The organism is Nocardia noduli (assembly GCF_019038455.1).
In the GTDB taxonomy this organism is placed as follows: Bacteria; Actinomycetota; Actinomycetes; order Mycobacteriales; family Mycobacteriaceae; genus Nocardia; species Nocardia noduli.
On the sequence record NZ_JAFMPL010000010.1, the window covers coordinates 56405 to 79538 of the forward strand.

The 23134-nt window shown below is 68.0% G+C and carries 24 protein-coding genes; 16 read left to right on the top strand and 8 right to left on the bottom strand.

Features of this window, described 5'->3' with window-relative positions; translation table 11 throughout:
- The gene (locus JZ792_RS42910) at window positions 1–786 is read right to left on the bottom strand and encodes an IclR family transcriptional regulator (protein WP_216908665.1); all 786 of its coding nucleotides are present in this window, start codon (window positions 784–786) and stop codon (window positions 1–3) included.
- 125 nt (window positions 787–911) lie between these two features.
- Between JZ792_RS42910 and JZ792_RS08805 the strand changes: the two genes are divergently transcribed.
- Genes JZ792_RS08805 through JZ792_RS08825 form a run of 5 tightly spaced genes read left to right on the top strand, consistent with a single transcriptional unit; the run spans window position 912 to window position 6618 of the window.
- Window positions 912–1400: a flavin reductase family protein gene (locus JZ792_RS08805; RefSeq protein ID WP_157978544.1), complete on the top strand. Its 489-nt coding sequence runs from the start codon at window positions 912–914 to the stop codon at window positions 1398–1400.
- A complete protein-coding gene (locus tag JZ792_RS08810; protein ID WP_254189523.1) occupies window positions 1397–2668 on the top strand; it encodes an acyl-CoA dehydrogenase family protein in 1272 nt (423 codons plus the stop codon). The genes JZ792_RS08805 and JZ792_RS08810 overlap by 4 nt, the downstream gene beginning before the upstream one ends.
- Window positions 2668–4056, top strand: coding sequence for an aldehyde dehydrogenase family protein (locus JZ792_RS08815; RefSeq protein WP_216908667.1), 1389 nt, complete (start codon window positions 2668–2670; stop codon window positions 4054–4056). Before JZ792_RS08810 ends, JZ792_RS08815 begins: the two co-directional genes overlap by 1 nt.
- Entirely contained in the window at window positions 4053–5192 is a 1140-nt protein-coding gene (locus JZ792_RS08820; protein WP_216908669.1) for an FAD-dependent oxidoreductase, read from the top strand. The genes JZ792_RS08815 and JZ792_RS08820 overlap by 4 nt, the downstream gene beginning before the upstream one ends.
- A gap of 13 nt (window positions 5193–5205) precedes the next feature.
- The gene (locus JZ792_RS08825; RefSeq protein ID WP_216908671.1) at window positions 5206–6618 is read left to right on the top strand and encodes an aldehyde dehydrogenase family protein; all 1413 of its coding nucleotides are present in this window, start codon (window positions 5206–5208) and stop codon (window positions 6616–6618) included.
- A gap of 15 nt (window positions 6619–6633) precedes the next feature.
- On the opposite strand, the gene JZ792_RS08830 is transcribed toward JZ792_RS08825, so the two are convergent.
- From JZ792_RS08830 to JZ792_RS08840, 3 genes are all read right to left on the bottom strand, one after another.
- Window positions 6634–6927 (bottom strand): Dabb family protein, encoded by a 294-nt coding sequence (locus tag JZ792_RS08830; RefSeq protein ID WP_216908673.1) that lies wholly within the window; start codon window positions 6925–6927, stop codon window positions 6634–6636.
- A gap of 194 nt (window positions 6928–7121) precedes the next feature.
- Window positions 7122–7691, bottom strand: a complete 570-nt coding sequence (locus tag JZ792_RS08835) for a hemerythrin domain-containing protein (RefSeq protein ID WP_216908675.1) — start codon at window positions 7689–7691, stop codon at window positions 7122–7124.
- Window positions 7692–7847: 156 nt separating this feature from the next.
- Complete coding sequence (locus tag JZ792_RS08840; protein WP_216908678.1) at window positions 7848–8306, bottom strand: GNAT family N-acetyltransferase; 459 nt, start codon at window positions 8304–8306, stop codon at window positions 7848–7850.
- A 127-nt stretch (window positions 8307–8433) separates the two neighbouring features.
- On the opposite strand from JZ792_RS08840, the gene ligA reads away from it, so the two are divergent.
- Complete coding sequence (gene ligA, locus JZ792_RS08845; protein WP_216908680.1) at window positions 8434–10422, top strand: NAD-dependent DNA ligase LigA; 1989 nt, start codon at window positions 8434–8436, stop codon at window positions 10420–10422.
- Between the two features lie 221 nt (window positions 10423–10643).
- Here the strand turns inward: ligA and JZ792_RS08850 are convergent, their stop codons facing one another.
- The 3 genes from JZ792_RS08850 to JZ792_RS08860 all read right to left on the bottom strand — a co-directional run bounded on the left by JZ792_RS08850 (window position 10644) and on the right by JZ792_RS08860 (window position 11868).
- Window positions 10644–10976 (bottom strand): hypothetical protein, encoded by a 333-nt coding sequence (locus tag JZ792_RS08850; protein WP_216908682.1) that lies wholly within the window; start codon window positions 10974–10976, stop codon window positions 10644–10646.
- A 125-nt stretch (window positions 10977–11101) separates the two neighbouring features.
- On the bottom strand, window positions 11102–11605 hold the full coding sequence (locus JZ792_RS08855) for a hypothetical protein (protein ID WP_216908684.1): 504 nt from the start codon (window positions 11603–11605) through the stop codon (window positions 11102–11104).
- Between the two features lie 86 nt (window positions 11606–11691).
- Window positions 11692–11868, bottom strand: coding sequence for a hypothetical protein (locus JZ792_RS08860; protein WP_216908686.1), 177 nt, complete (start codon window positions 11866–11868; stop codon window positions 11692–11694).
- A 177-nt stretch (window positions 11869–12045) separates the two neighbouring features.
- Between JZ792_RS08860 and JZ792_RS08865 the strand changes: the two genes are divergently transcribed.
- The 10 genes from JZ792_RS08865 (at window position 12046) to JZ792_RS08910 (ending at window position 22211) form a co-directional block, all read left to right on the top strand.
- Window positions 12046–13665: a nitrilase-related carbon-nitrogen hydrolase gene (locus JZ792_RS08865; RefSeq protein ID WP_216908688.1), complete on the top strand. Its 1620-nt coding sequence runs from the start codon at window positions 12046–12048 to the stop codon at window positions 13663–13665.
- Complete coding sequence (locus JZ792_RS08870) at window positions 13662–14471, top strand: oxidoreductase (RefSeq protein WP_216908690.1); 810 nt, start codon at window positions 13662–13664, stop codon at window positions 14469–14471. The genes JZ792_RS08865 and JZ792_RS08870 overlap by 4 nt, the downstream gene beginning before the upstream one ends.
- A 40-nt stretch (window positions 14472–14511) precedes the next feature.
- Window positions 14512–15492: a dienelactone hydrolase family protein gene (locus tag JZ792_RS08875; RefSeq protein WP_216908692.1), complete on the top strand. Its 981-nt coding sequence runs from the start codon at window positions 14512–14514 to the stop codon at window positions 15490–15492.
- A gap of 12 nt (window positions 15493–15504) precedes the next feature.
- Entirely contained in the window at window positions 15505–16647 is a 1143-nt protein-coding gene (locus JZ792_RS08880; RefSeq protein ID WP_216908694.1) for an aromatic ring-hydroxylating dioxygenase subunit alpha, read from the top strand.
- Window positions 16622–17311, top strand: a complete 690-nt coding sequence (locus tag JZ792_RS08885; protein WP_216908696.1) for a hypothetical protein — start codon at window positions 16622–16624, stop codon at window positions 17309–17311. Before JZ792_RS08880 ends, JZ792_RS08885 begins: the two co-directional genes overlap by 26 nt.
- Window positions 17308–18225 (top strand): hypothetical protein, encoded by a 918-nt coding sequence (locus JZ792_RS08890; RefSeq protein WP_216908698.1) that lies wholly within the window; start codon window positions 17308–17310, stop codon window positions 18223–18225. Before JZ792_RS08885 ends, JZ792_RS08890 begins: the two co-directional genes overlap by 4 nt.
- Entirely contained in the window at window positions 18222–19016 is a 795-nt protein-coding gene (locus tag JZ792_RS08895; protein ID WP_216908700.1) for an SDR family oxidoreductase, read from the top strand. The genes JZ792_RS08890 and JZ792_RS08895 overlap by 4 nt, the downstream gene beginning before the upstream one ends.
- Window positions 19017–19044: 28 nt before the next feature.
- A complete protein-coding gene (locus JZ792_RS08900) occupies window positions 19045–19788 on the top strand; it encodes a maleate cis-trans isomerase family protein (RefSeq protein ID WP_216908702.1) in 744 nt (247 codons plus the stop codon).
- A 112-nt stretch (window positions 19789–19900) separates the two neighbouring features.
- A complete protein-coding gene (locus tag JZ792_RS08905) occupies window positions 19901–20968 on the top strand; it encodes an NAD(P)H-dependent amine dehydrogenase family protein (RefSeq protein WP_308165214.1) in 1068 nt (355 codons plus the stop codon).
- A 277-nt stretch (window positions 20969–21245) separates the two neighbouring features.
- Window positions 21246–22211, top strand: coding sequence for an alpha/beta fold hydrolase (locus JZ792_RS08910; RefSeq protein ID WP_216908706.1), 966 nt, complete (start codon window positions 21246–21248; stop codon window positions 22209–22211).
- A 40-nt stretch (window positions 22212–22251) separates the two neighbouring features.
- Here JZ792_RS08910 and JZ792_RS08915 read toward each other — a convergent pair whose 3' ends face one another.
- A complete protein-coding gene (locus tag JZ792_RS08915; RefSeq protein ID WP_216908708.1) occupies window positions 22252–22896 on the bottom strand; it encodes a hypothetical protein in 645 nt (214 codons plus the stop codon).
- Window positions 22897–23134 lie beyond the last annotated feature (238 nt).

The following is a 23134-nucleotide window of genomic DNA, read 5'->3' on the forward strand; positions in this document are numbered from 1 at the left end:
TCAACCCGCGTAACCCAATTGCGCCGAGATGGCACGACCGGATTTGAGCAGGATCGGGACGAATTCGTCGATGCGGGGCTCGAAGCGCGACAGCGGGGCACAGACGCTGATGGCCGCCATGACGCCGCCGTCGTGATCCAGGATGGGGGCGGCGATCGACGCCGCGCCGATCTGGCGTTCGCCGAGCGAGATCGCGTATCCGCGTTTGCGGGTCGCGGTCAGTTCGGCGCGCAGAGCGGTGCGGCTGGTGATGGTGTCGTCGGTGAAGGCGACCAGGTCCTGCCTGCGCAGATAATCGTCGATGTCCTGTTTGCCGAGGTAGGCCAGGATCACTTTCGACGAACTGCCCGCGTAGAGCGGATACGGAACACCCAGAGACACTTCCACGCGCAGTTCGTGATCGGGCACCACCTGGTCGACGTACATTCTCGTGTCACCGCGGCGGATCGACAGCGTCACCGTCTCGCCGGTCAGCGACGCCAGGCGACGCAACTCGGGCGCGGCCATGATGCGTAAATCGGTGCGCGCCATGTACGCCCGGCCGAGCGCGATGGCGGCGTGGCCGAGAGTGTAGCGCCGCGTGGACGGTTCGAACGCGATCAGGTCGCGGTTGCGCAGCGCGGTGAGGATGCGATGGACAGCCGCCTTGGTGATGCCGAGTTCGGTGGCGATTTCGGTGACGCCGAGGTCGGCGCGACCGGAGCGGCCGAACAGCAGCAGGACGTCCATGGCGCGCTCGACGGCGGCGATGGATCGACTGGGACTTTCGGATTCACTGACTGCCACCCGGCCAGTGTAAGCAGGAAATTTCCCTATGGGAAACGGACGACACACCCGTTCCCCTTGCACGAACCGGTACCTAGCGTTACGTTGTGGGAGACAGTGTTTCGACTAACGAAACGAGAGACGCGGTGGATCCCACATTCTTCCGGGCGGTCCTGGCACAATGGGCCAGCGGCGTCACCGTGGTGACCACGGTCGGCAACGGTGACGGCCGCAGATACGGCATGACGGCCAGTTCGTTCAGCAGCGTCGCCGTCGACCCGCCGCTGATCTCGGTCTGCCTGGCCTCGGCGGGCACCACGTACCGGATGATCCGGCGCAGCGGCGTCTTCGCCGTGAATATGCTCGGCCACGATCACCGGGATATCAGCGACCGTTTCGCGACCCCGGAAATCGCGGGCAGGGACCGTTTCGCGAACGGCGACTGGGATACCGCCTGGACCGGATCCCCCGTGCTGGCCGATTCGCTGGCCTGGCTGGACTGCGTCGTCACAGCCTGTCATCCGGCCGGTGATCACACCATACTGCTCGGATCGGTGCAGGACGCGGCGACGCCGCGGTCAGCCGCTCCCCTGCTCTACCACGCCCGCACCTACTACGAGGGACTCGTCAGATGATCGGTGAACGACTTGTCGAAGATATGACCGCGGAGGAACGCGACCGCGCGCGGCGGGTGGATTCGATCCTGCCCGTGTTGCGCGCGGCCGCCGACCACGCCGACACCACGGGAACCTTCCCGGCGGGCCACGTCGACCTGCTGCGCGACGCGGGCCTGCTCGGCCTGGTCGTGCCGGAGAAATTCGGCGGACTCGGCGGCGGACTGCGCGACCTGGCCGCCGCCACCTACGCGATGGGCACCGCCTGTCCCTCGACCGCGCTGGCGTACTTCTTCCACAACACCAGCGCCTCGCGCGGCCTGTTACCGCTGGAGGCGATCGACGCCGGACTGTTCGACGCGGACGAGATACCGGTGGTGCGGGCCTTCGCGGAGAAGGTCCTCACGCGTATGGCCGACGGGGTGTGGCTGGCCAATTTCGCCTCCGAATCGGTGAAGACCGAAGCGGCCAACATCACCATCGCCACCACCGCGAGCAAGGTCGACGGCGGCTGGATTCTCAACGGCGAGAAGTCGTTCGGCTGCGCGACCGGCGTCGCCGACTACTACCTCACCTCGGCAAAACTCGACGGCCACGACACCGCCGACGGCATCGCGACGTTCTTCGTTCCGCGCGACGCGCCGGGGGTGAGCGTGCGCGCGCCGTGGAACGGTCTCGGCATGCGGGCAACCGCCAACAACGGCATCCGGCTCACCGATGTGTTCATCGCCGACGACGAGGCGCTCGCGGTGCCGGGCGCGTTTCCCAAGATGCTCACCAGGAGCCGGGGCAGTTTCGTCGGGAATCAGCTCGCGATCGCGGCGGTGTACACCGGCTGCGCGCAGAACGTCTACGACGAGGCATTGGCCGCCGCGACCTCGAAAACCTTCGCCGACACCGGAAAACCGGTGGCTTCCTCACCGGTGCACCAGGTGCTGTTCGGCGAGATGACCCGGCAATTGCAGACCGCCTACCTGTGGCTGCGCTATCAGCTCATGGTCGAGACCGCCGAGCCGGCGTTCAAGTCGAAGCAGGATGTCTTCACCCAGTGGCGCCTGGGCAAGGGCTCGGTCACCGAGGCGTGTTTCCAAGTCGCCCTCGGGGCGCTCAAGGCGGGCGGCACGTCCGCGGCGTCGATGCAGGGTTCGGCCGGACGCGCGCTGCGCGATCTCGCGATGGGCCTGGTCATGACCTTTCCCGCCGAACGCGGCATGCTCGAGGTCGCCAAGATCGCGACCGAGGCGAAGGCCAACGAACTGTTCGCCACCGCACCGGCCGAGGTGGGTTGATGGATACGCGACTGACGCCGATCACGGATTTCGTCGACGGTGAATGGGGCGAGGCGACCACCGATCTCGGCTTCGACCTGGAAGATCCGGCCACCGGCGCGACGACGGTCCGCGCGACGGGCAGTGCGCCCGAGCGGGTCGAGCGCAGTCTCGAAGTGGCCGCGGCGGCGCGCGGGCGGGTCGACCCCGACATGCTCGATGCCATCGCCGACGCACTGGAACCGGAACTGGACGCGATCGCCGCGCTCGACGCGGTGAGCACCGGGGTGCCGTTGCGCCAGACCGCGCCGCTCGGCGTGATCGTCTCCGGATCGTTCCGCCTTGCCGCACAACAGGTTCGAGACGGAATTCTGCGCGCCGATCGCGACGGCGTCGAAGTGCGTCGCCTGCCGCTGGGACCGAGTCTGTGTCTGGTGCCGTGGAACGCGCCCGCGCCGATGGCCGCGCACAAGGTGGCCAACGCGCTGGCGGCGGGGTGTCCGGTGATCCTCAAGGCGAGCGAAGTGAGTCCGTTCAGCTCGGTCACGGTGGCGAGGGCGATCGCCGCGCATGTGCCGCCGGGCATGTTCCAACTGGTGCACGGCGGTCCGGAAACCGGGGAACGGCTGGTCTCCGATCCGAGGATCAAGGCCGTGTCGTTCACCGGCGGTGTCGCGGGCGGACGTGCGGTCGCGACGGCGAGTGCCGCACTCCTGCGGCCGGTGCAACTCGAACTCGGCGGGCACAATCCACTGGTCGTGCTGCCCGACGCCGATATCGACACCGCCGCCCGCATGGCCGCCGAACTGCTCACCACCTTGAACGGGCAGTGGTGCCGCGCGCTGGGACGGTTGATCCTGCCCGCACGGCTGGCCGGGGAGATCATGGAGGCGATCGGGGAACGCCTGGGGAAACTCACCGTCGGGCCGCCGCTGGATCCGGGGACCGATCTCGGGCCGCAGATCCATTCGCGCCAGACGCGAATGCTGCGGGCGGCGATCGCCGATCGTCCCGCCCGGTCGTTCGGTTCGGTGCCCGCGATCGGGAACTACTTCGCGCCCACACTGGTGGAAGAGGATCTTCCCGACGAGGTGTTCGGGCCGGTCGCCGCCGTCGTCACCTACGAGGCGGACGCCGATCCGGCCGAGATCGCCAATGCCGTGCCCTACGGGCTCGAAGGGTATGTCTGCGGCACCGATACCGAGCGGGCGCTGGCGGTGGCGCGCACCATCCGGGCGGGTGAGGTCAAGGTCAACGGTTCGACGATCATGAGTCTGAATCTCATGACTCCGCGTCCGGCGTGGGGACTTTCAGGATTGGGCGAGGAGGGCACGGCGGAAACGCTGCTGTTCTTCACCGGGGCCAGGGTCGTCGGCGTCGAGGGGCGATTCGCCCTGCACACATCATGAGCACGTCCCACGTGGTGGTCGTCGGCGCGGGTCCGGTCGGTCTGACGGCCGCACTCACCCTCGCCCGTCGCGGCGTCACCGTGACGGTTCTCGAAGAGGGCGCGGAGCTGGCGGCGGAGTCGCGGGCATCGACCTTTCATCCGCCCACCCTCGAAATGCTGGACGCGCTCGGCGTCGCGGGCACACTGCTCGAACGCGGTATCGTCGCACCCACCTTCCAGTATCGCGACCGGCGCGGCGGCGAGATCGCGACGTTGGATCTCGCGGTGCTCGCGCAGGACACCGCCTTCCCGTTCCGCGTGCAATGCGAACAGAGCAGGCTCACCCCGATTCTGCTCGCCGCGCTGCCGCCCGAGGTCGAGGTCCGATTCGGACATCGGGTGCGCGATTGCGTCCCCGGCCCGGATTCGGTACGCGTCGACACCGATCACGTTTCGCTGCACGCGGATTGGGTGATCGGCGCGGACGGCGCGCATTCGGCGGTGCGGCGCGCGATCGGCGCGAGATTCGACGGCACCACCTATCCCGAACGGTTCCTCGTCGCCTCGGTGGACGAGGATCTGGACGCGGCACTGCCCGGAATCGCCCCGATCAACTACGTGTTCGATCCGGACGAATGGCTCGTGTTGTTACGGACGCCGCAGCACTGGCGGGTGCTGCTGCCCACACCGGCCGACACTCCCGACGAGGGCGAAGCGGCGAGACTGCCCGAACGGCTGCGCGGGGTCGCCGATCTCGGTCGACCGTGGCGGATTCTGCATTCCTCGCTGTATCGGGTGCACCAGCGGGTCACCGACCGGTTCCGGGTGGGGCGGGTCTTGCTCATGGGCGACGCCGCGCACGTGAACAATCCGCTGGGCGGCCTCGGAATGAACAGCGGCATCCACGACGCGGTCGCCATGTGCACCGCGCTCGCCGATGTCGTCGACGGCGCATCGGACGAGGTGCTGAGCGCGGCGGCGCGGCGACGGCGGGTCGTCGCGGTCGATCATGTGCAACGCACCAGCCACGACAACTGGTCGCGGCTGCGGGCGGATGACGGCGCCGAACACGACAGGCTGCGCGCGCTTGCCGCCGATCCGGTCGCGGCGCGGAGTTATCTGCGGCGCGCGTGCCTGATCGATTCGCTGAGCTGAGCCGGTGCCCGCGATGTGGATCGAACGTGAGAATCCGGCCCGTCCCGGCGAGATCGTCGGATCGGTGCCGGTCACCGAACCGGCGGCGGTGGCGGCCGTTGTGCGAGAGTCGCACGAGGGTTTCCGCGTGTGGTCACGCCGTCCGATGGCCGAACGGCTGACCGTGCTGGGCGAAGCCGCCGACGTGATCGCCTCCCGCATTCCCGAGTTGGCGCTGCTGCTCGCGCGCGAGTCGGGCAAACCGGTGGCCGACTGCCGGGGCGAGATCGGTTTCGCGGTCACCTATCTGCGCTGGGTGTGCGCGAAAGCTCCTGCGGTACTGGTCGGTTCGATGTTCGACGACGATCTGGGCCGTCTGGACCTGGTGGCGCAGCCGTACGGGGTCGTCGCCGCGATCACCCCGTGGAACGCGCCGATCATCCTGTCCATGCTCAAGGTGGCCCCGGCGCTGGCGGCGGGGAATACCGTCGTCCTCAAACCGTCGCCGCTGGCCCCGCTGACCGTGTCGGCGGTGGCGGCACACCTGCCTGAGACCATCGTCGTGCACGGCGGTCCGGACACCGTGCTCGCGCTCGTCGAGCACGAATCGGTCCGCAAGATCGCGTTCACCGGGGGTGAGGCCGCGGGGCGCGATATCGCCGCCGCGGCAGGGCGGGCGCTGACGCCGATCCTGCTGGAACTCGGAGGAAACGACCCGGCGATATTCCTCGACGATTTCGCCCTGACGGACGCCGATTACGAACGGCTCGTGCTCGCGTCGTTCGCGACGGCGGGCCAGGTCTGTATGGCGGCCAAACGCGTCTACGTGCCGCGCGCACGCGGTGACGAATTCGTGCATTCCTATCGGGCGGCGGCAGCACGCATTCTGCGCGTGGGCGATCCGACGTCGGAGGAGGTCACCATGGGGCCGGTGGTCACGCGCGGTGCGGCGGAACGTGTGAGCGGATTGCTCGCCGATGCCGCGCGGCGCGGCGGGCAGCTCGTCCCCTTGGCGTCCGCGCCCGCGGGTGACGGCTATTTCCTCACTCCCACAATGGTTCTCGGCCTTTCCGACGATGCCGACCTGGTCCGGCTCGAACAGTTCGGCCCCGCGTTGCCCGTGCTCACCTATGACAGCGAAGACGAGGTCGTCACCCGCGCCAACGACGGCGAACTCGGACTCGGCGCGTCGGTGTGGTCGGCCGACGAGGACCGGGCCTTCGCCGTCGCCGCGCGCGTCGAGGCGGGTTTCACCTTCGTCAATACGCACAATCGCACCGGTATGTCGCTGCGCGCGCCGTTCGGTGGGATCAAGGGCAGTGGATTCGGGCGCGAATACGCCGAAGAAGGGTTGCGCGAGTACGCGCAGACCGTCGTCCGGCACGCGCCGGCGGCATTCCGGCGGGGCGGGACGGGGGCGGCGGCCAATGCCTATCCGGCGGGCTGAACGGGGCGCACGCGGTCAGCGCCGGTAGTCGACCACGGCACGGTCGGCCAGGCGCGGCACCAGCCAGGCCGCGAGTTCGAGATGCGCGGGGTGGGCCTGATATCCGCGCAGCGCCTCGGCGGAATCGTGCACCGTGGTCATACACAGGTCGTAGGACACGTCCGTGCCCGCTTCGTCGAGTTCGATTGCGATGGTGCTGATCTGGGGCACCGAGTCCGCCATCACCAGCAGTTTGCGCCTGGCCTCGGACGCGTCGGACCGGTCGAGGAATTTCATCAGCACGATGTGGTGCAACGAGGAACTGTCCACCCGGATCACACTCCAAACAAGAAACGTCGTTTCGGCCAGTGGAACGATACGTTAACCGAGATGATCGTCGGGCGCCAGGCGGCGTGCTCGATCGCCCACCGCCCCGGGCGATGACCTGAAAGGTGCGGCCTGGAACTCCGACAAGGACATCGGACGGAAGCCGGGATTATCGCCAACCGGCCCCGTCCGCCGGGTCAGTTCCGCTTCATGGTGCCGACACTCAGCGATCCGCCGGTGTCGGTGCGCATCTTCTTCTCCGCGTCGCGGACGTAGCCGACGGGATCCTTGTCGACGGGCTGGACACCCGCGTAGTTGCGCGCCTCATAGGCGGCGAAAGTGACCGCCAACCGGTGGCGGCGGTCCAGGCTCGCCAGGCGGCGGAAGTCGGTGAGGCCCTCGCGCTCTTCCTCGCCCATGTGGTCACTGTTCGCCGCATTCGCCGCTGCCACAGCCGCATACCAGTCGTCGGTGCCTGCACGATGACGCGCCACTTCGGCGATCGCGTCCCTGATCTCGTTGTGGTCGCCGATGGCGTCGAGTGTCTCGTTCTCCACCCCACTCGCGCGCCGGGCCGCGATACCCGCCTGGAGCAGCGCCGGGTAGAAGATCTCCTCCTCCGCCTGCGCGTGCAATTCGAGGAAGGCCGCCAGTCTGTCCCAGATGACGGAAAGCACGGCGACCTCCGAACGATCGATCTGCTCCAGGATCGCGAACAGCCGCCGTTGCTCGTGGTGGTCGTCGAGAATCAGTTCGGTGATGTCCACAATTCCTCCCTGACAACGTGTTTCAGGTGAGCGATGAACCTCGGTGACTTACCTACCCGGCATACCCTTCGGGGGGCGACGATAACGCATCGGTGAGTAGAAGCACGGCTGCCGCACCGCCCGCAGCACGCTCATCGCCGCAAACGCGGTGTCGCGTCAGAGGGGGCGGCTGACGAGGCTGCGCCCTTCGTCTCGGAAACCGCAGGCGAGGTAGAAGTCGAACAGGTGCCCGACCTCGCCACCGTTGGGCGCGATGACCAACTCGAGGCGTCCGCAGCCTCGCTCGCGCGCCCACCCGGCACTGTCCTCGATAAGTCGGCCCGCCACGCCGTGCCGACGCGCGGACGGGACCACGAAGAGGTCCTCCAGTTCGGCGATCGGACCGTTTTCCAGACCGAAACCGGTGGTGGTGACGGCGAAGCCCACCGGCCGATCGGCCGAGTACGCCAGCGCGACCCGCGCCGCGGACGAGGTCAGCAGCGTCGCGAGATTGCGCCGCAGGGCTTGCTCGCCGGTGGCGAAACCGTCTTCCGCGTAGAACGCGACGGCCAGCGGCAACACGGCGGGCAGATCGACGTCACCGGCGGTGCGCACGGTGACAGATGTGATCGTCATGGTGTCAGTACACCCGGCCGATCTCGATCGGAGAACCGATTTTCGCGGCACCCGCCGCGTGGACGCCGACACCGACGGTGTCCACGGTGCGCGGTGGTGTCGGTGGGTTTCTGTAGCGTCATGGTCTGTGGAAACTGGGGAACACATCCGAGAGCTCGCTGACCGCATCGTGGCGCTGCGCGAGGCCTATTACCAGGGCTCGCCGCTGGTCGCGGACGCCGACTACGACACGGTCGAGGACGAGTTGCGCGCCCTGATCGCGGCGAATCCCGAGCTCGCGCCGGACCTGAATCCGTTGGAGCAGGTCGGCGCGCCCGCGGTGCTGCACGCCCCGATCCGGCATTCGCGGCCGATGCTGTCGTTGGAGAAGTCGACAACGCCCGAGCAGGTGGCGGCGTTCTTCGACCGTTTCCCCGGCCAGCCGGTGGTGGTGATGCCCAAGCTCGACGGCTTGTCGCTGGCGTTGGTCTTCGAGGACGGGGCGCTGGTGCGCGCGATCACCAGGGGTGACGGCACCACCGGTGACGACGTGACGATGCTGGTCCGCGCGTTGGTCGACGGCGTCCCCGAGCGGATCGATTCCCGGGGGCGGGTGGAGGTGCGCGGCGAGGCGGTGATGCTGCGGTCGACCTTCCTCGCCTACAACACCGCACATCCGGACAAACCGCTGATCAATCCGCGCAATGCCGCCGCGGGCACGCTTCGCGCGAAGGACCCGGCCACGGTCGCCGAACGCCGTCTGCAATTCTTCGGTTTCGACCTGGATACCGACGACGACACTGCGGTCGACCTCGGCGAGGGGCTGCGGGCGCTGGGGGTAGCGGGGGCGCAGATGCGGTTGTGCGCCGACGCCGAACAGGCGCAGGCGGCGATCACCGCGATCGAGCGGGATCGCAACGAACTGGACTACGACCTCGACGGCGCGGTACTGCGACTGGCCGACCGTGACGCCTACGCGGCGGCCGGGACCCGGTCGAACTCGCCGCGTGGCGCGCTGGCGTTCAAATTCGCCGCCGAGGAGAAGACCACGCTGCTGCGCGAGGTGATCTGGGATGTCGGCAAGACCGGCAAGATCGTGCCGGTCGCGTGGCTCGAGCCGGTGTTCGTCGGCGGGACGACCGTCACCAAGGCGACGCTGGCCAACCAGGAGGTGATCCGCGCCCGCGATATCAAGGTCGGTGACACCGTCCTGGTACGTCGCGCGGGTGATGTGATCCCGTTCGTGGCGGGCGTACTCGACGCCTCCAAACGCACCGGCGAGGAAGTCGAGATCGTGCCGCCCACCGTCTGTCCCTCGTGCGCGCAGCCGGTGACCGAACAGGGCAACAGCCGAGAACTGTTCTGCACCAATGTCTCCTGTCCCGCGCAGACGGTCCGCAGACTCATCCACTGGGCCTCGCGCGCGGCGGCCGATATCGACGCCATCGGTGGAGTGTGGATCGAACGCCTCGCCGAGGCGGGCATCCTCGAGCACCCGTCGGACTTCTACACGCTCACCAAGGAGCGCCTGCTCGAATTCGATCGCGTCGGTGAGGTCTCGGCCGCGCGGATGATCGACTCGATCGACGCCAGCCGCCAGGTCGGTCTGCGCCGTGCGCTGATCGGGCTGGCGATCCCGATGGCCTCCGACGGCACCGCCGCCCGGCTGGCCCGGGCGGGATTCGGTTCACTGGAGGAGGTCGCCGACGCGGGTGAGGAACGACTCGTCGCGGTGGAAGACATAGGACCGAAGGTCGCTGCCTCGCTGGTCGCGCACCTCACGCGCCTGCGCCCGGAACTGGAACGGCTGCGCGAGCGGGGTGTCAGTCTCGACGTCCGCGCGGAGGACCTACCGCCCGTCGTCGCGGCGGGTGCGCCCCTGGCGGGCAAGACGGTGGTGATCACCGGCGCGCTCAGTGACCCGCGCTCCGGAGAGAAGGTGGCTCGCCCGACGTTCCAGCGTCTGTGCGAGAAGGCGGGCGCGACGGCGGCGTCGTCGGTGTCTGCGAATACCGACATGCTCATCACCGGCGCCGGGGTCGGGGAGAGCAAACTGACCAAGGCGGAGAAGCTCGGCGTCGAAGTCGTCGATCAGGGTGAGATCTGGAACCTGCTGATCGCAGCCAAGGTCGTCTAGACCTTCGACGGATTGCCCGATGTGCCTCGCGGCGATAGACGGCCGGTCTCAACGATCATCGGTCGGCGCCGTCACGGGGCCGCGTTCGGGGTGTCGATTCTTTTCCACGCTCGGTGAGGTTGCGAGAGTCGGGTGTTCGGCTGACAGACAGGATGGGGGTGAGTACCTCCCACCGGGTCCGACCCATCGGCCGACCGACTTCGGGGAACGGAGTTGCCGGATCAGCCGGGCGGGTGCTCACCCGGCGCGCCGGTGGTCCCATCGTCTCCACGCCGCCGAGCCTTGTCGGGGTCGATATGGAGCCGAACACCCTTGTACACCACCGTGTTCGGCGCATCGTCGTCGTTGCCGGGGTCTCCGGAGTCGGCAGGATCCGGCAGTTCGGCGGTCTCCTCGATGACGATCTGTGCTCGCGCGGCGCCGGGATCGAACATCTCCTGAAACGGCCCGACGAACGACCCTCCGAGGCCGCGATGTTTCGCCCGAAGCGCCGCCCACCCGAACACTGCCAACGGGCCGATGGTCGCGATCAGCAGTGGCAAGTCCCCGCCCATGCCACGAGCGTACCGAGCCGGGCCCCTCGCCGATCACGGTCGAAGGTACGGATCGATGTCGAGCGATGTCGTGCGCGGAGTGTGAGGTCATTCGGCAGCAGGCGGATTCGGTGACGACGCAGCACTCACGGCGTCGCGCGCAGGCCGGGCAGTTCGCGGTCGGTGAGGTAGCCGCGGTCGACGAGCCATCGGCCGAATCGCGGATCGGCGATCTCCTCTCGCGGGCGACGTCCCGCGTGCGGGAGGTCCCGCGTCCATCGGCCGATGTAGTCGCGGCCGGTCAGGGCCATGTCGGGATACCATCGCTGCTCGGGTCGCGAAGTGTGGTACGCCAGATGCAGATTCGCCTCGATCGACCAGCCACGGTCCTCCAGGGCGAGTAGTCCGTCGACCACGGTCGGATTCGAATAGAAGGCGGTGTACTGCGGTTTCAGTTCGCCGACCCACGTGCCGAGCCGCACGATGTCTCCCGCCCACCACATGCTCACCCGCTGCGTCGTCGTGACGCCGTGAACGAATTCGACGGTGGCGTACACGTCGTGTTCCGTGGCCGATACCCCCGTGGCCCGTTCGAGGATCGCGCGCAGTCTGCTCCGTTGGTGTTGGATCTCGGCGGTGGACCACGTCATGGGAGCAGAATACGGCGCGGGTGGTGTCTCGGGACCTCGGACGACGCGAACTCCTCTGTACCGCAACGAAGTCACCGCGACAGCGGCTACTCCACGCTGATCCAGTAGCGGCGTGCGGGTCCCCATTCGGCGTGTGCCTGGAGCCAGGCGGTGTGCAGACGCGTGGTGGGAGCGATCAGGGCGGGCATATCGCGACGGTACTGCGGTCCCGCCGAGCCTTCGAATGATTTCGACAGCGCGCCGAACGGTCGGCCGAAGCCCATTCGCGTTTCTCCGAACGAGCCGAACGCCCCTCGGGCGTCGCTCACCGCATGTTACGTCCGGATGAATTGCCTGTTGCCTGCCTGGACACGCGATCGGCAGCGGGACAGAATTCGAGTCGATTGGAAACACTGTTTCGATCTACGGAACACCATCCGCTGCGGAAAGAGGACGATGCCATGAGTCGAGTCGCGGCCGCGCAATTCGCCGCGGGCACGGAGGTGACCGTCAATCTGGCCGCGTGCCTGCGCGCCATCGATGCCGCTGCCGAGGCGAACGCCGAGCTCGTCGTGCTGCCGGAGTTCTGTCACCACCTATCCTGGTACGCCGATCGGGAGCACGCACGGCGCGCGGCCTGCCGGATCGGTGACGAGTTCCTCACCGCGGTCGCCGAACGTGCGGCACGGCACAACCTCTACGTCAAGATCGGCGTCGGCCTCGCCCGCGACGACGGCCGCACGACGGCGACGAGCCTGCTCTACGGACCGGACGGCGCGCTGCTCGGCGAGTCCGACAAACAGGTCCTGATGGGCGCGGAGAACGACTACTTCGATCCGGGCGACACCGATTCGCCCGTCATCGACACCCCGATCGGGCGGCTGGGGATGTACGCGTGCATGGAAGGCGTCATCAACGAGGTCACCCGCTCACTGGCGGTGCGCGGCGCGCAGATCCTGTTGAACAGTCTCAACTCCTTCGCCGTCGACGAGGCGAGTCTGCACGTGCCGGTGCGGGCGGCGGAGAACAAGGTGTGGGTGGTCGCCTCGAACAAGGTCGGGCCGCTGCTGCCGGAAGAACTCGTTCCGGAGATCGCCGCGCGCCTCGGGGTTCCGCCGGACCGGCTGCACGGCGCGGGGGAAAGCCAGATCGTCGCGCCGGACGGCACGGTGGTCGCGATCGCACCGCCGACCGGTGAGGCGATCGTCGTCGCCGATATCGATGTCGCGCGCGCCGATGACAAGATCCGGCCCGACGGCACGGATCTGCTGGCCGCGCGACGTCCCGAGATCTATCACCCGCTCGCCGAACCGTCCGCCCGGACAGCGCCGCCCGGCGCGCCTTCCGTCACGGCCGCGGTGGTGGCCGCCGACGTCGCGCTGGTCCGCGCCGCCGCCGGCTCCGGGGCCGCGCTGATCGTGCTGCCGGAACTGGCCGATATCCCGCTGGGCGATCTCGTCGACGCGCTCGCCGATTCGACCGCGCACGCGGTGGTCTCGGTGCGCGATGGCGCGGCCAACCACGGACTGCTGGTGAACGCGGGAGGCGTGGTGGGGCGTCAGCCGCAACTGCATCCGACGCGTCGGCACCCGTGGCTGACCGAACTCGGCGACGGCCTGCTCGTCTTCGAATTGCCTTGGGGCCGTGTGGCGATCGTGGTCGGCGACGACGCGATCTTCCCCGAGACGTTCCGGCTGGCCGCGGTCGCCGACGCCGATGTCGTCGCGGTCACCCACACGCCGTCCGAGCCGTGGGAATTGCGGCTCGGCCTGGCCGAACGGTCGGCGGAGAACCGGCTCAACATCGTCGCCGCCGGGTACGACGCGGACGGCGAATTCCGTGGCGCGTGTTATGCGCTGAGCCCGGATTTCACGCTGTGGACCGCGTGGCGTGGTCCGTTCACCGGGGTCATCAGCCATCCGGTCGTGAGCGCGACGGTCGCCGGATCGGTGAGTCTCAGCGCCACCGTGCGGCCCGCCCAAGCGGTGAACCGCAATGTCTCCAAGGGCACGAATCTCGTGGACGGGCGTCCGCTGCGGCCGCTCGCCATCGCAACGTCAGGAACGGAAGTGATCAGGTGAGCGAAACGCTGCAACACGTCGAGCAGATGGTCGACGAGAATCCGCGTACCGACGTGAGCGAGACCTTCACCGAATGGCGGGCTCTGCTCACCGAATTGAAGGATCGGCTCGCGGCGCGGTTCGAATTGACGCGCGACCCGTCCACCGTCGATCTGGAACACTACGGCGACCCGGAGACCGGTCCGGCCGGAAGTCTGGCCGCCTACACCGGACCCGAGGTCGACTGGCTGGTGCACTCGTGGATCGGCGACCCGGGCACCGGATTCGTGAATCTGCACCTGACGCTGTGGCTCGGCCCCCAGGCCCGGGTACCGCATCTGGCGATCGCGTTGCTGCTGTGGCCGGAGGGCTGGTTCTACGTCGACGCCGTACCCCGGGGCGATATGGTCGGCGACGGCGACTACTTCGACAGTTACTACGCCGAGAACGACGCCCCCTGGCTGGCATTCAAGGCCGAGCATCCCGATTTCGCGTGGTTCACCAGTCGTACCGGATTCATCAGGGCGAGCCTGTCCCCCACCGCCTACTGCTATTCGTTCCCGTCGACCAGACCCAACCTGGACACGGTCGCCGCCCTGCTGCGCGGTCGCGTCGACCAGTGGCTCGGCTGGGTGGACGCGGCCGAGCCGGTACCCGCCGAACAGCGCGCCGAACTGGCCGGGCGCGATCTGGCGATCCGGCGCAATATCGCCGAACGCGATCCCGCGAATGTCATGGGCGAGCGCATGTTCGGCGCCGAATTGACCGAACGGCTGGTCCGCGCGCTGTGGGGCGGCGACCGCGTCCTAGCACGGCCGGTCGCGTGAGCGCGAGACGCCGACCACCCCGATTCGCCGGAGGACATCCATGAGCATCATCCGTTCCCTGTGGTGGTCGGTACGCACCGACGGGACCGCACCCTTCGATACCGCGCACCTGAAGGTGTACTACCCGGCGGAGGTCCGCGGTGACGACGCCGAACGTCTCACCGGCGTCTTCGGGGCCGATCCGGCGAACGCGCCGTATCCGGTCGTGCTGTTCCTGTCCGGGGTGAACGTCGGCCAGGACGCCTACCGCCGCTTCGCCACCGCCATCGCCGACAGCGGTTTCGTCGTCGTCACTTTCGACAGGGTCGCCGAATTGTTCGGCGGACAGTTCGGGCTCACGCCCGGCGTCGACCTCGCCGCGGCCCGGCCCGACACCTACGGCACCGCGCCCACCTGCCCGACGATCGGCGCGATTCTCTCCTCGCTGACCGAACTGAACACCTCGGGTCCGTTGGCGGGGGCTTTGGATCTCGAGCGGGTCGCGCTCGGCGGGCATTCGGCGGGCGGCACGGTCGCCTTGCAGTCGGCGCGATACTTCCCCGAGATCGCGGCCGTATTCGCCTGGGGTGCGCACAACATGGTGGCGACGATGCTCGGCTGGGCGCCGGGCACGGTGCTGCCCGCACAGGTCACCTGCCCGGTCCTGCTCGGTGTCGGAACCAACGACGGCGTCATCATGGGCAGTGCCGACCGCTACGGCGAGGACGGGCTGGAGCGGCCCGATCCGGTCGCCCGCACCTTCGAGGAGGCGCTGCCCGAAGGCGAGAATCTGCTCGCGATCATCAAGGGCGCCAACCACTTCGCCATCGCCGATGCCGATCCGACCGCCGCGCGGGCATTCCTGGACGGGCCCGCCGACACCGACGCGATGCCCGCGTTCTCCCGGCTGACCGCGCTGTTCCTGCACACCCACGTGTCGGGTTCGGCGCACGCGCGAGCCGAGCTGTCCGCGTTCGGCGACGTCGCCGTATCCGACGACGGCTCCGTTTCCGACGACGGTGTCGTCCTGCACCGCCGATAGGAGCGAGCGCACATGCTGAAGAACTTCTGGTACGCACTGGAATTCGCGGAGAAGGTCACCCGGAAACCGATCAGGGTGACCTGTCTCGGCCAGGATTTCGTCCTCTACCGGGGCGAATCCGGCGCACCGGTCTGCCTGTCGGATCTGTGCGTGCATCGCGGCGGCTCCCTGGCGATGGGCAGTCTCGTCGGTGATCGCATCGCCTGCCCGTATCACGGCTGGCAGTACAACCCGGACGGGGCGTGCGTGAAGATCCCGGCCAATGCGGAGGAGCGAACTATTCCGCGCAAGGCGCGGGTGGATTCCTATCCGGCCGTCGAACGGTACGGCATGGTGTGGGCCTTTCTCGGTGATCTGCCCGAGGACGAGCGCCCCCCGATTCCGGTCATCCCCGAACACGACGATCCGAGTTTCCGGGCCGTGCATTTCGAGATGGAGCTGAACGCCAACTACGAGCGGACCTTCGAGAACGTCGTCGACGCCTCGCACACCCCGTTCGTGCACGGCACCTCCTTCGGCAACCCGGACAAACCCGAGATCCCCGCTTTCGAGATCCGCTCCGACGACTGGTCGGCCGAAGCCGACATCTTCCTGAGCCCACCGCCGCCAAAGGGGTTGTGGGGCCTGCTGGCCAAACGCAAGCCGCGTCCGGAATACGTCACCGTCACCAACGGCTGGTACCTGCCCAATGTGGTGAAACTGCATGTGCGCCTGCCGATCGGCGACATGCTGCTCTACGACTTCAACATCCCGATCACCCAGGACCGGACCATGGTGAAGATCATCGGCTACCGCAATTTCTTCACCGGCGGCTGGGCCGACGAGAACGCCCGCAAACGTATCGAGAAGATCCTGGTCCAGGATCGGCCCGTGGTCGAGTCGCAACGCCCGGAACTGCTGCCCTTCGACCTCGCCGACGAACTGCATGTCCGCAGCGACGCGCTCCAGGTGGCCTACCGCCGTCGCCGCGCCCAGCTGATCGCACAGGGCTGGTGGGTCGGCGGCGACGACATCATCGCCACCGAGGGGCCACGGCGCAACGCGACCGTCATCGCCTCGCCCACTCGCCGCGACCACCCCGAATTGGCCAGTGCGTGGGTGCACAAGGCCCGCAATGGAGGTAAACCCGATGAGCCTGCCCGCCGCGCTCAGTGACCGCACGCTGGCGACACTGTCCGACGCCTTCGATCTGGCGGTGACCCGCGACGTCGCCCTGACCAGTGCGATGTCACCCGAACCGGTCGGCAGGCTGCGCGTGCTGCGCGGCGGACCGATCGACAAGGCGGTGACGGTGTCTCTGGTCGTGCCGCAGATCGGCCTGGACAGCCACATGATCTTCGCGTTCACTGGAAGCGATTCGGCGATACCGCATTTCACCCTGGATTCGGTCGCGTCGGCCGAGTACCACGCGATGCATCTGGATCTGATCCCCCGGGCCGATCTGGCGGTGAATCTGGACTACCTGGACGAGGTGTTCGCACCCCTCACACCGTTACTCGAAATGGCATGGTCGACCGAAGGCATTTCACCAGCCGCAATCGGCCCACGTCAGAGGGCCATGATGTCGCCCTGGATGCTGGTGTGCCGGGTCACACCCGAGGCTTTCGTCGCACTCGACGGCACCGTCGACAGTTATCTCGAACACTGGCTGACCCTGGTGGACAAGGGCATCGGCGAGGTCGCCGCGGACCTGGCGGGCCGTGATCGCGCCAACCGCGCGAATCTCTTCGATCCCCGGGTCGATCCGGTGTGGGATCGGGTCACCCGGCTGATCGGTCCCGAGCAGTGCGATCTGGTGCGTGGGGAGTTGCTGGTATGAGCACCGCGGTCGAACCGAGTCGCTGGCAGCAGCGCATCACCGGCGAATGGGTCGGCAGGCCGTCACTGTTCGACGCGCAGGGCACCTGGTGCGGATTCGAGAACATCCGACGCTCCTCGGTGTTCCGCGACGGTGTCACCACCTACTACATGGACGGCGGCATCGAGGGCGGTGGCGCACTGGCCGGACGTTTCGCGCTGGCCGCGCCGTTCGCGTTCGGCGTCACCGATTCCGACGCCGATCGGCTCTACACCGGTCCCGATTTCTTCGGCGCGGGCCAGCCTTACGGCAGTTTCGTCGACGCCCACTACTACGGACCGGGGTGGCAGGTCAGCCTGAACACCTGGAACCAGACCATCGATGACACCCAGGTGTATTCCTCGGTGCTGCGGCAGGGACCGGCGATGGTCGGGGTTTTCAACGGTCTCTACACGCGGGTCCCGGAACTGGTTCGGGACCATCTCGCGCACGAGACACGCTGCGGTGCGGTGCCTTTCATCCTGCCGTCCAAGGAGGCCAGCCGATACACCGGTGCATGCGAGCTGTGGGGCGCGGACCAGCGACCGCTCGGGCCGGTACGGATGGAACTGGCGATCGACCCGCTGAATCTGCTCACCGCGCGGCACGAGATCACCTGGTCGGGCGCGATCGAGTACGACTACCGCACACTGGCGCGCCGCGACGGCGCCCGGCTGTTCTACGAAGGCCCCGACGGCTGGGGCAACGCGACCGCCTACGGGCGCGCCAACTATCCGCTGATGCATTTCGCCGATGGAAAGCGTCTACAGGGAAGGGAATTCGTCATGAACGCCGAACCGGGCATGGGTGCGGGCACCCGGATCGCCGTGGTCTACGAGATCTTCGAGCACAACCGCCTCGACGCGGTGCTGCACGGCATTCTGGAGCGGTCGTGAACGCCGTCAAGACCGTCGCGGTGACCGGCGGCACCCGCGGTATCGGACTCGGGATCGCGCGCGCCCTGCTCGCGGCGGGTCATCGGGTCGCGGTCTGCGGCACCGATCCCGATCGGATCGAGCGCGTGCGCGCCGAACTGCCCGACGAGGCGCTGGTGATGGCCGCCGATGTCACCGATCGCGACCAGGTCCAGCGGTTCTGGGACGCGGGGTGCGAACTGCTCGGCCCCATCGACATCTGGATCAACAACGCCGGGATCTCGCACGACCGGGAGCGGGCGTGGGCGCTGAGCGCCGCCACCTCGCAGGCGGTGGTGGAGACCAATCTGCTGGGCGCGATCCACGGCTGCGCGGTCGCGATCGCCGGGATGGCCGCGGGCGGCGGCGGACACGTCTGGAATATGGAAGGACTCGGCAGCGACGGGCGGATGGTCGCAGGCCTCGGCGTGTACGGGGCGACCAAACGCGCCGTCACCTATCTGTCGGAGGCGCTCGCGCGGGAGGTGCCCGACGGGGTCTCGGTGGGGCGGCTCAGTCCGGGCATGGTCGTCACCGACCTGCTCACCCACGGCTATACCGAGGACGAACTGGTCAAGGTGCGCAAGGTGATGAACATCCTGGCCGACCACGTCGACACCGTCGCGCCCTGGCTGGCCGAGCGCGCGGTGTCGCAGGCGCGCAACGGCGCTCACGTCCGCTGGCTCACCACCCCGAAGATCGCCGCGCGGTTCGCGCTGGCCCCGGTCCGTCGACGCGACCTGTTCGCGGCGGACACCCCGGTCGGCGCGTGAAGTCGCGCACTGAACAGAGGAGACAACCATGCCCGACGTTCTGGGCTGGCGCCGCAAGTTCGGCGTACTCGCCCCGTCGACCAATACCGTGGTCGAACCGGATTTCGCCCGCATGGGCGTGCCGGGAGTCACCGCCCATTTCGGGCGCATCCACATCCGCGACCAGAACATGGACGACGACGAGGGCATGGGCCGACTGCTCGACCAGATCCGCGCCGAGATGGAAGCCACCTGCGAGCGGGTGCTGACCTGCGAGCCCGATTACATGGTGATGGGTATGTCCGCTGAGACCTTCTGGGAAGGAGTGGAGGGCAACAAGCGGTTCGTCGAACAGATCCGGGGCCTGACCGGGCTCGAGGTCGCCACCGGTGCGGAGGCGTGCCGTCGCGCGCTCGAGCTGTTCGGCGCGCGTCGGATCGGTGTGGTGACGCCCTATCAACCCGTCGGCGACGCCAATGTGGTGCGCTTCTTCGGCGAACTCGGGTTCGAGGTGGCCGCCATCGAGGGGTTGCGGTGCCCGACGGCGGTGTCGATCGCCCATGTCACCGAGGACGTGTTGCGCTCGGCGATACTCCGGGTCGACGGTGAGGACATCGACGCGATCGTGCAGTGCGGCACCAATCTGTCGATGGTCGGCTTGGCCGACGAAGCCGAACGCTGGCTGGGCAAACCGGTGATCGCCATCAATGCCGCGACCTGGTGGATGGCATTACGTGACAACGGCATCCCGGACCGGATCGAGGGCGCGGGAACGCTGTTGCGGGACCACTGACAACGGTCCGAAAGGCGCCGGATATCGCGTTTCGTTGATCGCCGACCATACTGTTTCGAATACAGTATGGTCATCAGCGAAATACCTCGGGCACGATGTGAGGAGCGATGCGGTGCTGCGAACGATTCAATGGGCGACGGGGACGGTCGGGCGGCACGCGGTCGCCGCCGTCCACGATCTGCCGGGCCTCGAACTTGTCGGCGCGTACGCCTACAGCGAGGCGAAAGCGGGCCGTGACGTCGGGGAGATCGCCGGAATCGGCCCCGTCGGCGTCATCGCGACCCACGATATCGAGGAAATCCTCGCGCTGGACGCCGACTGCGTCCTGTACATGCCGCAGGGCGAGATGAATCCGACGGGCGCCGTCGAGGACATCTGCCGACTGCTGGCCTCCGGGAAGAACGTGGTGTCCACCGCGGTGACCGGACTGATCTACCCCCTCAGCCTCGGGCAGGAGGTCGTCGACCGGCTCGAGCGCGCGTGCGCCGAGGGTGCGTCGTCGTTCCACGGCACGGGTATCGAGCCGGGGTGGGCGGCCGAGGTGCTGCCGCTGACCCTGTCCCCGCTGCTGTACCGTACGGATTCCATTCTGGTACAGGAACTTCTGGACTACTCGACCTACGACAGCACCGATATGGTCTTCGGCATCATGGGTTTCGGGAAGCATCCGGACGAGCCGGTGCTGATGGCCGATCCGATCGTGGCGGGCACCGCGTTCCGCGCGCCGCTGATGCTGCTCGCCGAGGGCCTCGGCGCGACCATCGATGATTTCGTCTTCGACCGTCGCGTCACGGTGACGGACGAACCGTTCGAGACCAAGGCGGGACTGATCGAGGCGGGAACGGTGTCGGCGCAACGGTTCTCCTACACCGCGATCATCGACGGCAGGCCGATGCTGACCGTCGAGCACATCACCAGGATGCGGCCGGACCAGGCGCCGGACTGGCCGACCGGGCGTGGCTGGAAGGTGACCGTCGAAGGGGTGCCGTCCATGGTGCTCGAATCCAGGATCGCCACCCACGGCGAGGACGAGGTCGATCAGGGCTGCCTCGGCACCGCCATGCACGCGGTGCACGCGATCGCTCCGGTATGCGCGGCTGCCCCGGGAATCCGGACATTCCTCGATCTCCCGATCATCGCGGGCCGCGATATTCTGCGGCGACACGCGAATCAGCGCTGAGACGGTAGATCATCACCGGGTAACGGGCAAGAGTCGTGGCGTTCGCGCCGACCCGGACCGCCTCGCGCGGATACCGCGGTGCGGCACCGCTTCCGGCGAATGTGCCGACACGGTTTCCACGACGCAAACTCTGCCCCGAATCGGCCGAATCACGGCAGGTCGGAGGCGATGTCGATCACTTTTCCCGCCATTGACACGGGGTCGGGCGTGACCGCTAATTGGTCGAGAAACGCCATTTCGCTCGAGGAAACATCCCAGTCATCGCAGGAGCGCCAGAATGAGTTTTCGACTACCCACCGTGATCACCGCGACCGCGGTCGCCGGGGCGGCCTTCTTCGCCCCGGCGCTCGCGCACGCCGAGTCCGTCACCCACACCGCCCAATCGGTCGACATCGCGTGCGGGTCGGCCGTCCTGCACCAGTCGTCGGACTGGTATTTCCCGTCCGGTCAGCCCCGCGGCCTCGTATGGCTGCAACACGGCTTCGCCCGCAGCAACGCCAATGTGGCGGATCTGGCGACGCGTTTCGCCGAGGCGGGCTATCTGGTCTTCACCCCGGCGCTGCCGTTCATGGACCTCAACGGCTGCACCTTGCAGAACCTGACCGGCAATCGAGATTTCCTCGACAATGTCGCCGGACTGTTCGGCACCGCCGGTGATCCGGCGAGCACACTCGGCGCGAGTCTGACCGAGGCCGCCGAGCGCGTCGGGCGCGGCCCCGTGGCGATGCCACGGCAGATGGTCTTCGTGGGTCATTCGGCGGGCGCGGAAGCGGTCACCTATGTCGCCGACCGCCTGCGCACCACCTACCCCGCGGCCTGGTCGGGTCTGCGCGGCCTGATCCTGCTCGACCCGGTGAAATCGTTCATCGACAACAACACCGATCCGTCGTTGATCAATCTCGACACCACCTCGCTGCCCATCCAGGCGATCTCCGCGGCGCCATCGGCGTGCAACAACCTCGGGACGGGAACGATGTCGATGCAGCAGTATCTGCACCGCCCGTTCCTCGGCGTCCGCCTGACCGGCGGCGTGCACACCGACGCCGAGGGCAGCAGCTCGGATCTGCTCGGCACCCTGCTGTGCGGCGAGCCGCAGACCTCCAACGTGGCCGAACTGGACGCACTCGCCATCGGCTGGGCCGACGATTACCTGTCGGGCACCCCCACTTCGGAGTTCTACCCGGACGAGAGTTTCCGCCGGGTGGCCGCGGCGCCGGGCGCGCAGATCCTGCGCCCGTACTGATCGAGCGGTTCCACCGCGAACCGGTCGGCGTGGCTCGGCGCTACGCCTCGCGCCGACCGGCCGAATCAGCGGTGCGGCGTAGGGAAGTGCCGCGTTCGGCCACCACGATCGCGGCGAGCAACACGGCCTCGCCCAGATTGCCCAGCGGTGGCGCGGCGGCACCGGCGCCTGCCGCGACGAACATCACCAGCGCGCCGATCAGCAACGCGGCGTCGCCGGCGCGGCGCCATCCGATCGCCCCCGCCACGATCAGAACGACCACGACGACGAGGGCGGGCAGCGGGACGGCGGCCTCCTCCGGGGCGTAACGCACCGTGTCCGCCCAGGTGCGCACCGTCAGCCGCAGACCCCACACGTCGGCGACGAGGCCCCAGACGATCAGCGACGCGGTCACCGCCACCGCGCCGCGCCGAATCCCCGGTCGGTCCGCGTATTTCCACGCGGCCCAGACGACGAGCAACGGGGTCAGTACCGCGTGGCCGAGGAACCGGAACCAACTCGCTGTCTCCAGCGCCTGCCCGGCTCCCACCACGGCCCCGAGCCCGAATATCGCCGAATCGTAGGCACATCCGAGGCCGACCGCCCAGATCAGCAGGCGACGGCGCACACCCGTGCCGGGTCGCCCGAGCGCGACCAGTGTCGCGACTTCGACGAGGGACAGCACAACCAGTGCGACGGAGAACATCGCGCCTCCTTCCACAGCGCCGGACACGGCGGCCCGGCATCGAAGCAACGCGATCGACGGCCACGCTACAAGGGAAACGTCCGTTTCTCCAGCCGTACCGACCGGTGTCTGTCGGCTGCGTCACGCCGGTCGCGAAATCCGATGAAACGTTCGTGTTTCGGGACGTTTTCGCACCTTGACACTCTCACTCCGCCACCGATTCAATTGAGCCCATTCCGAAACTGCGTTTCTCATAGCG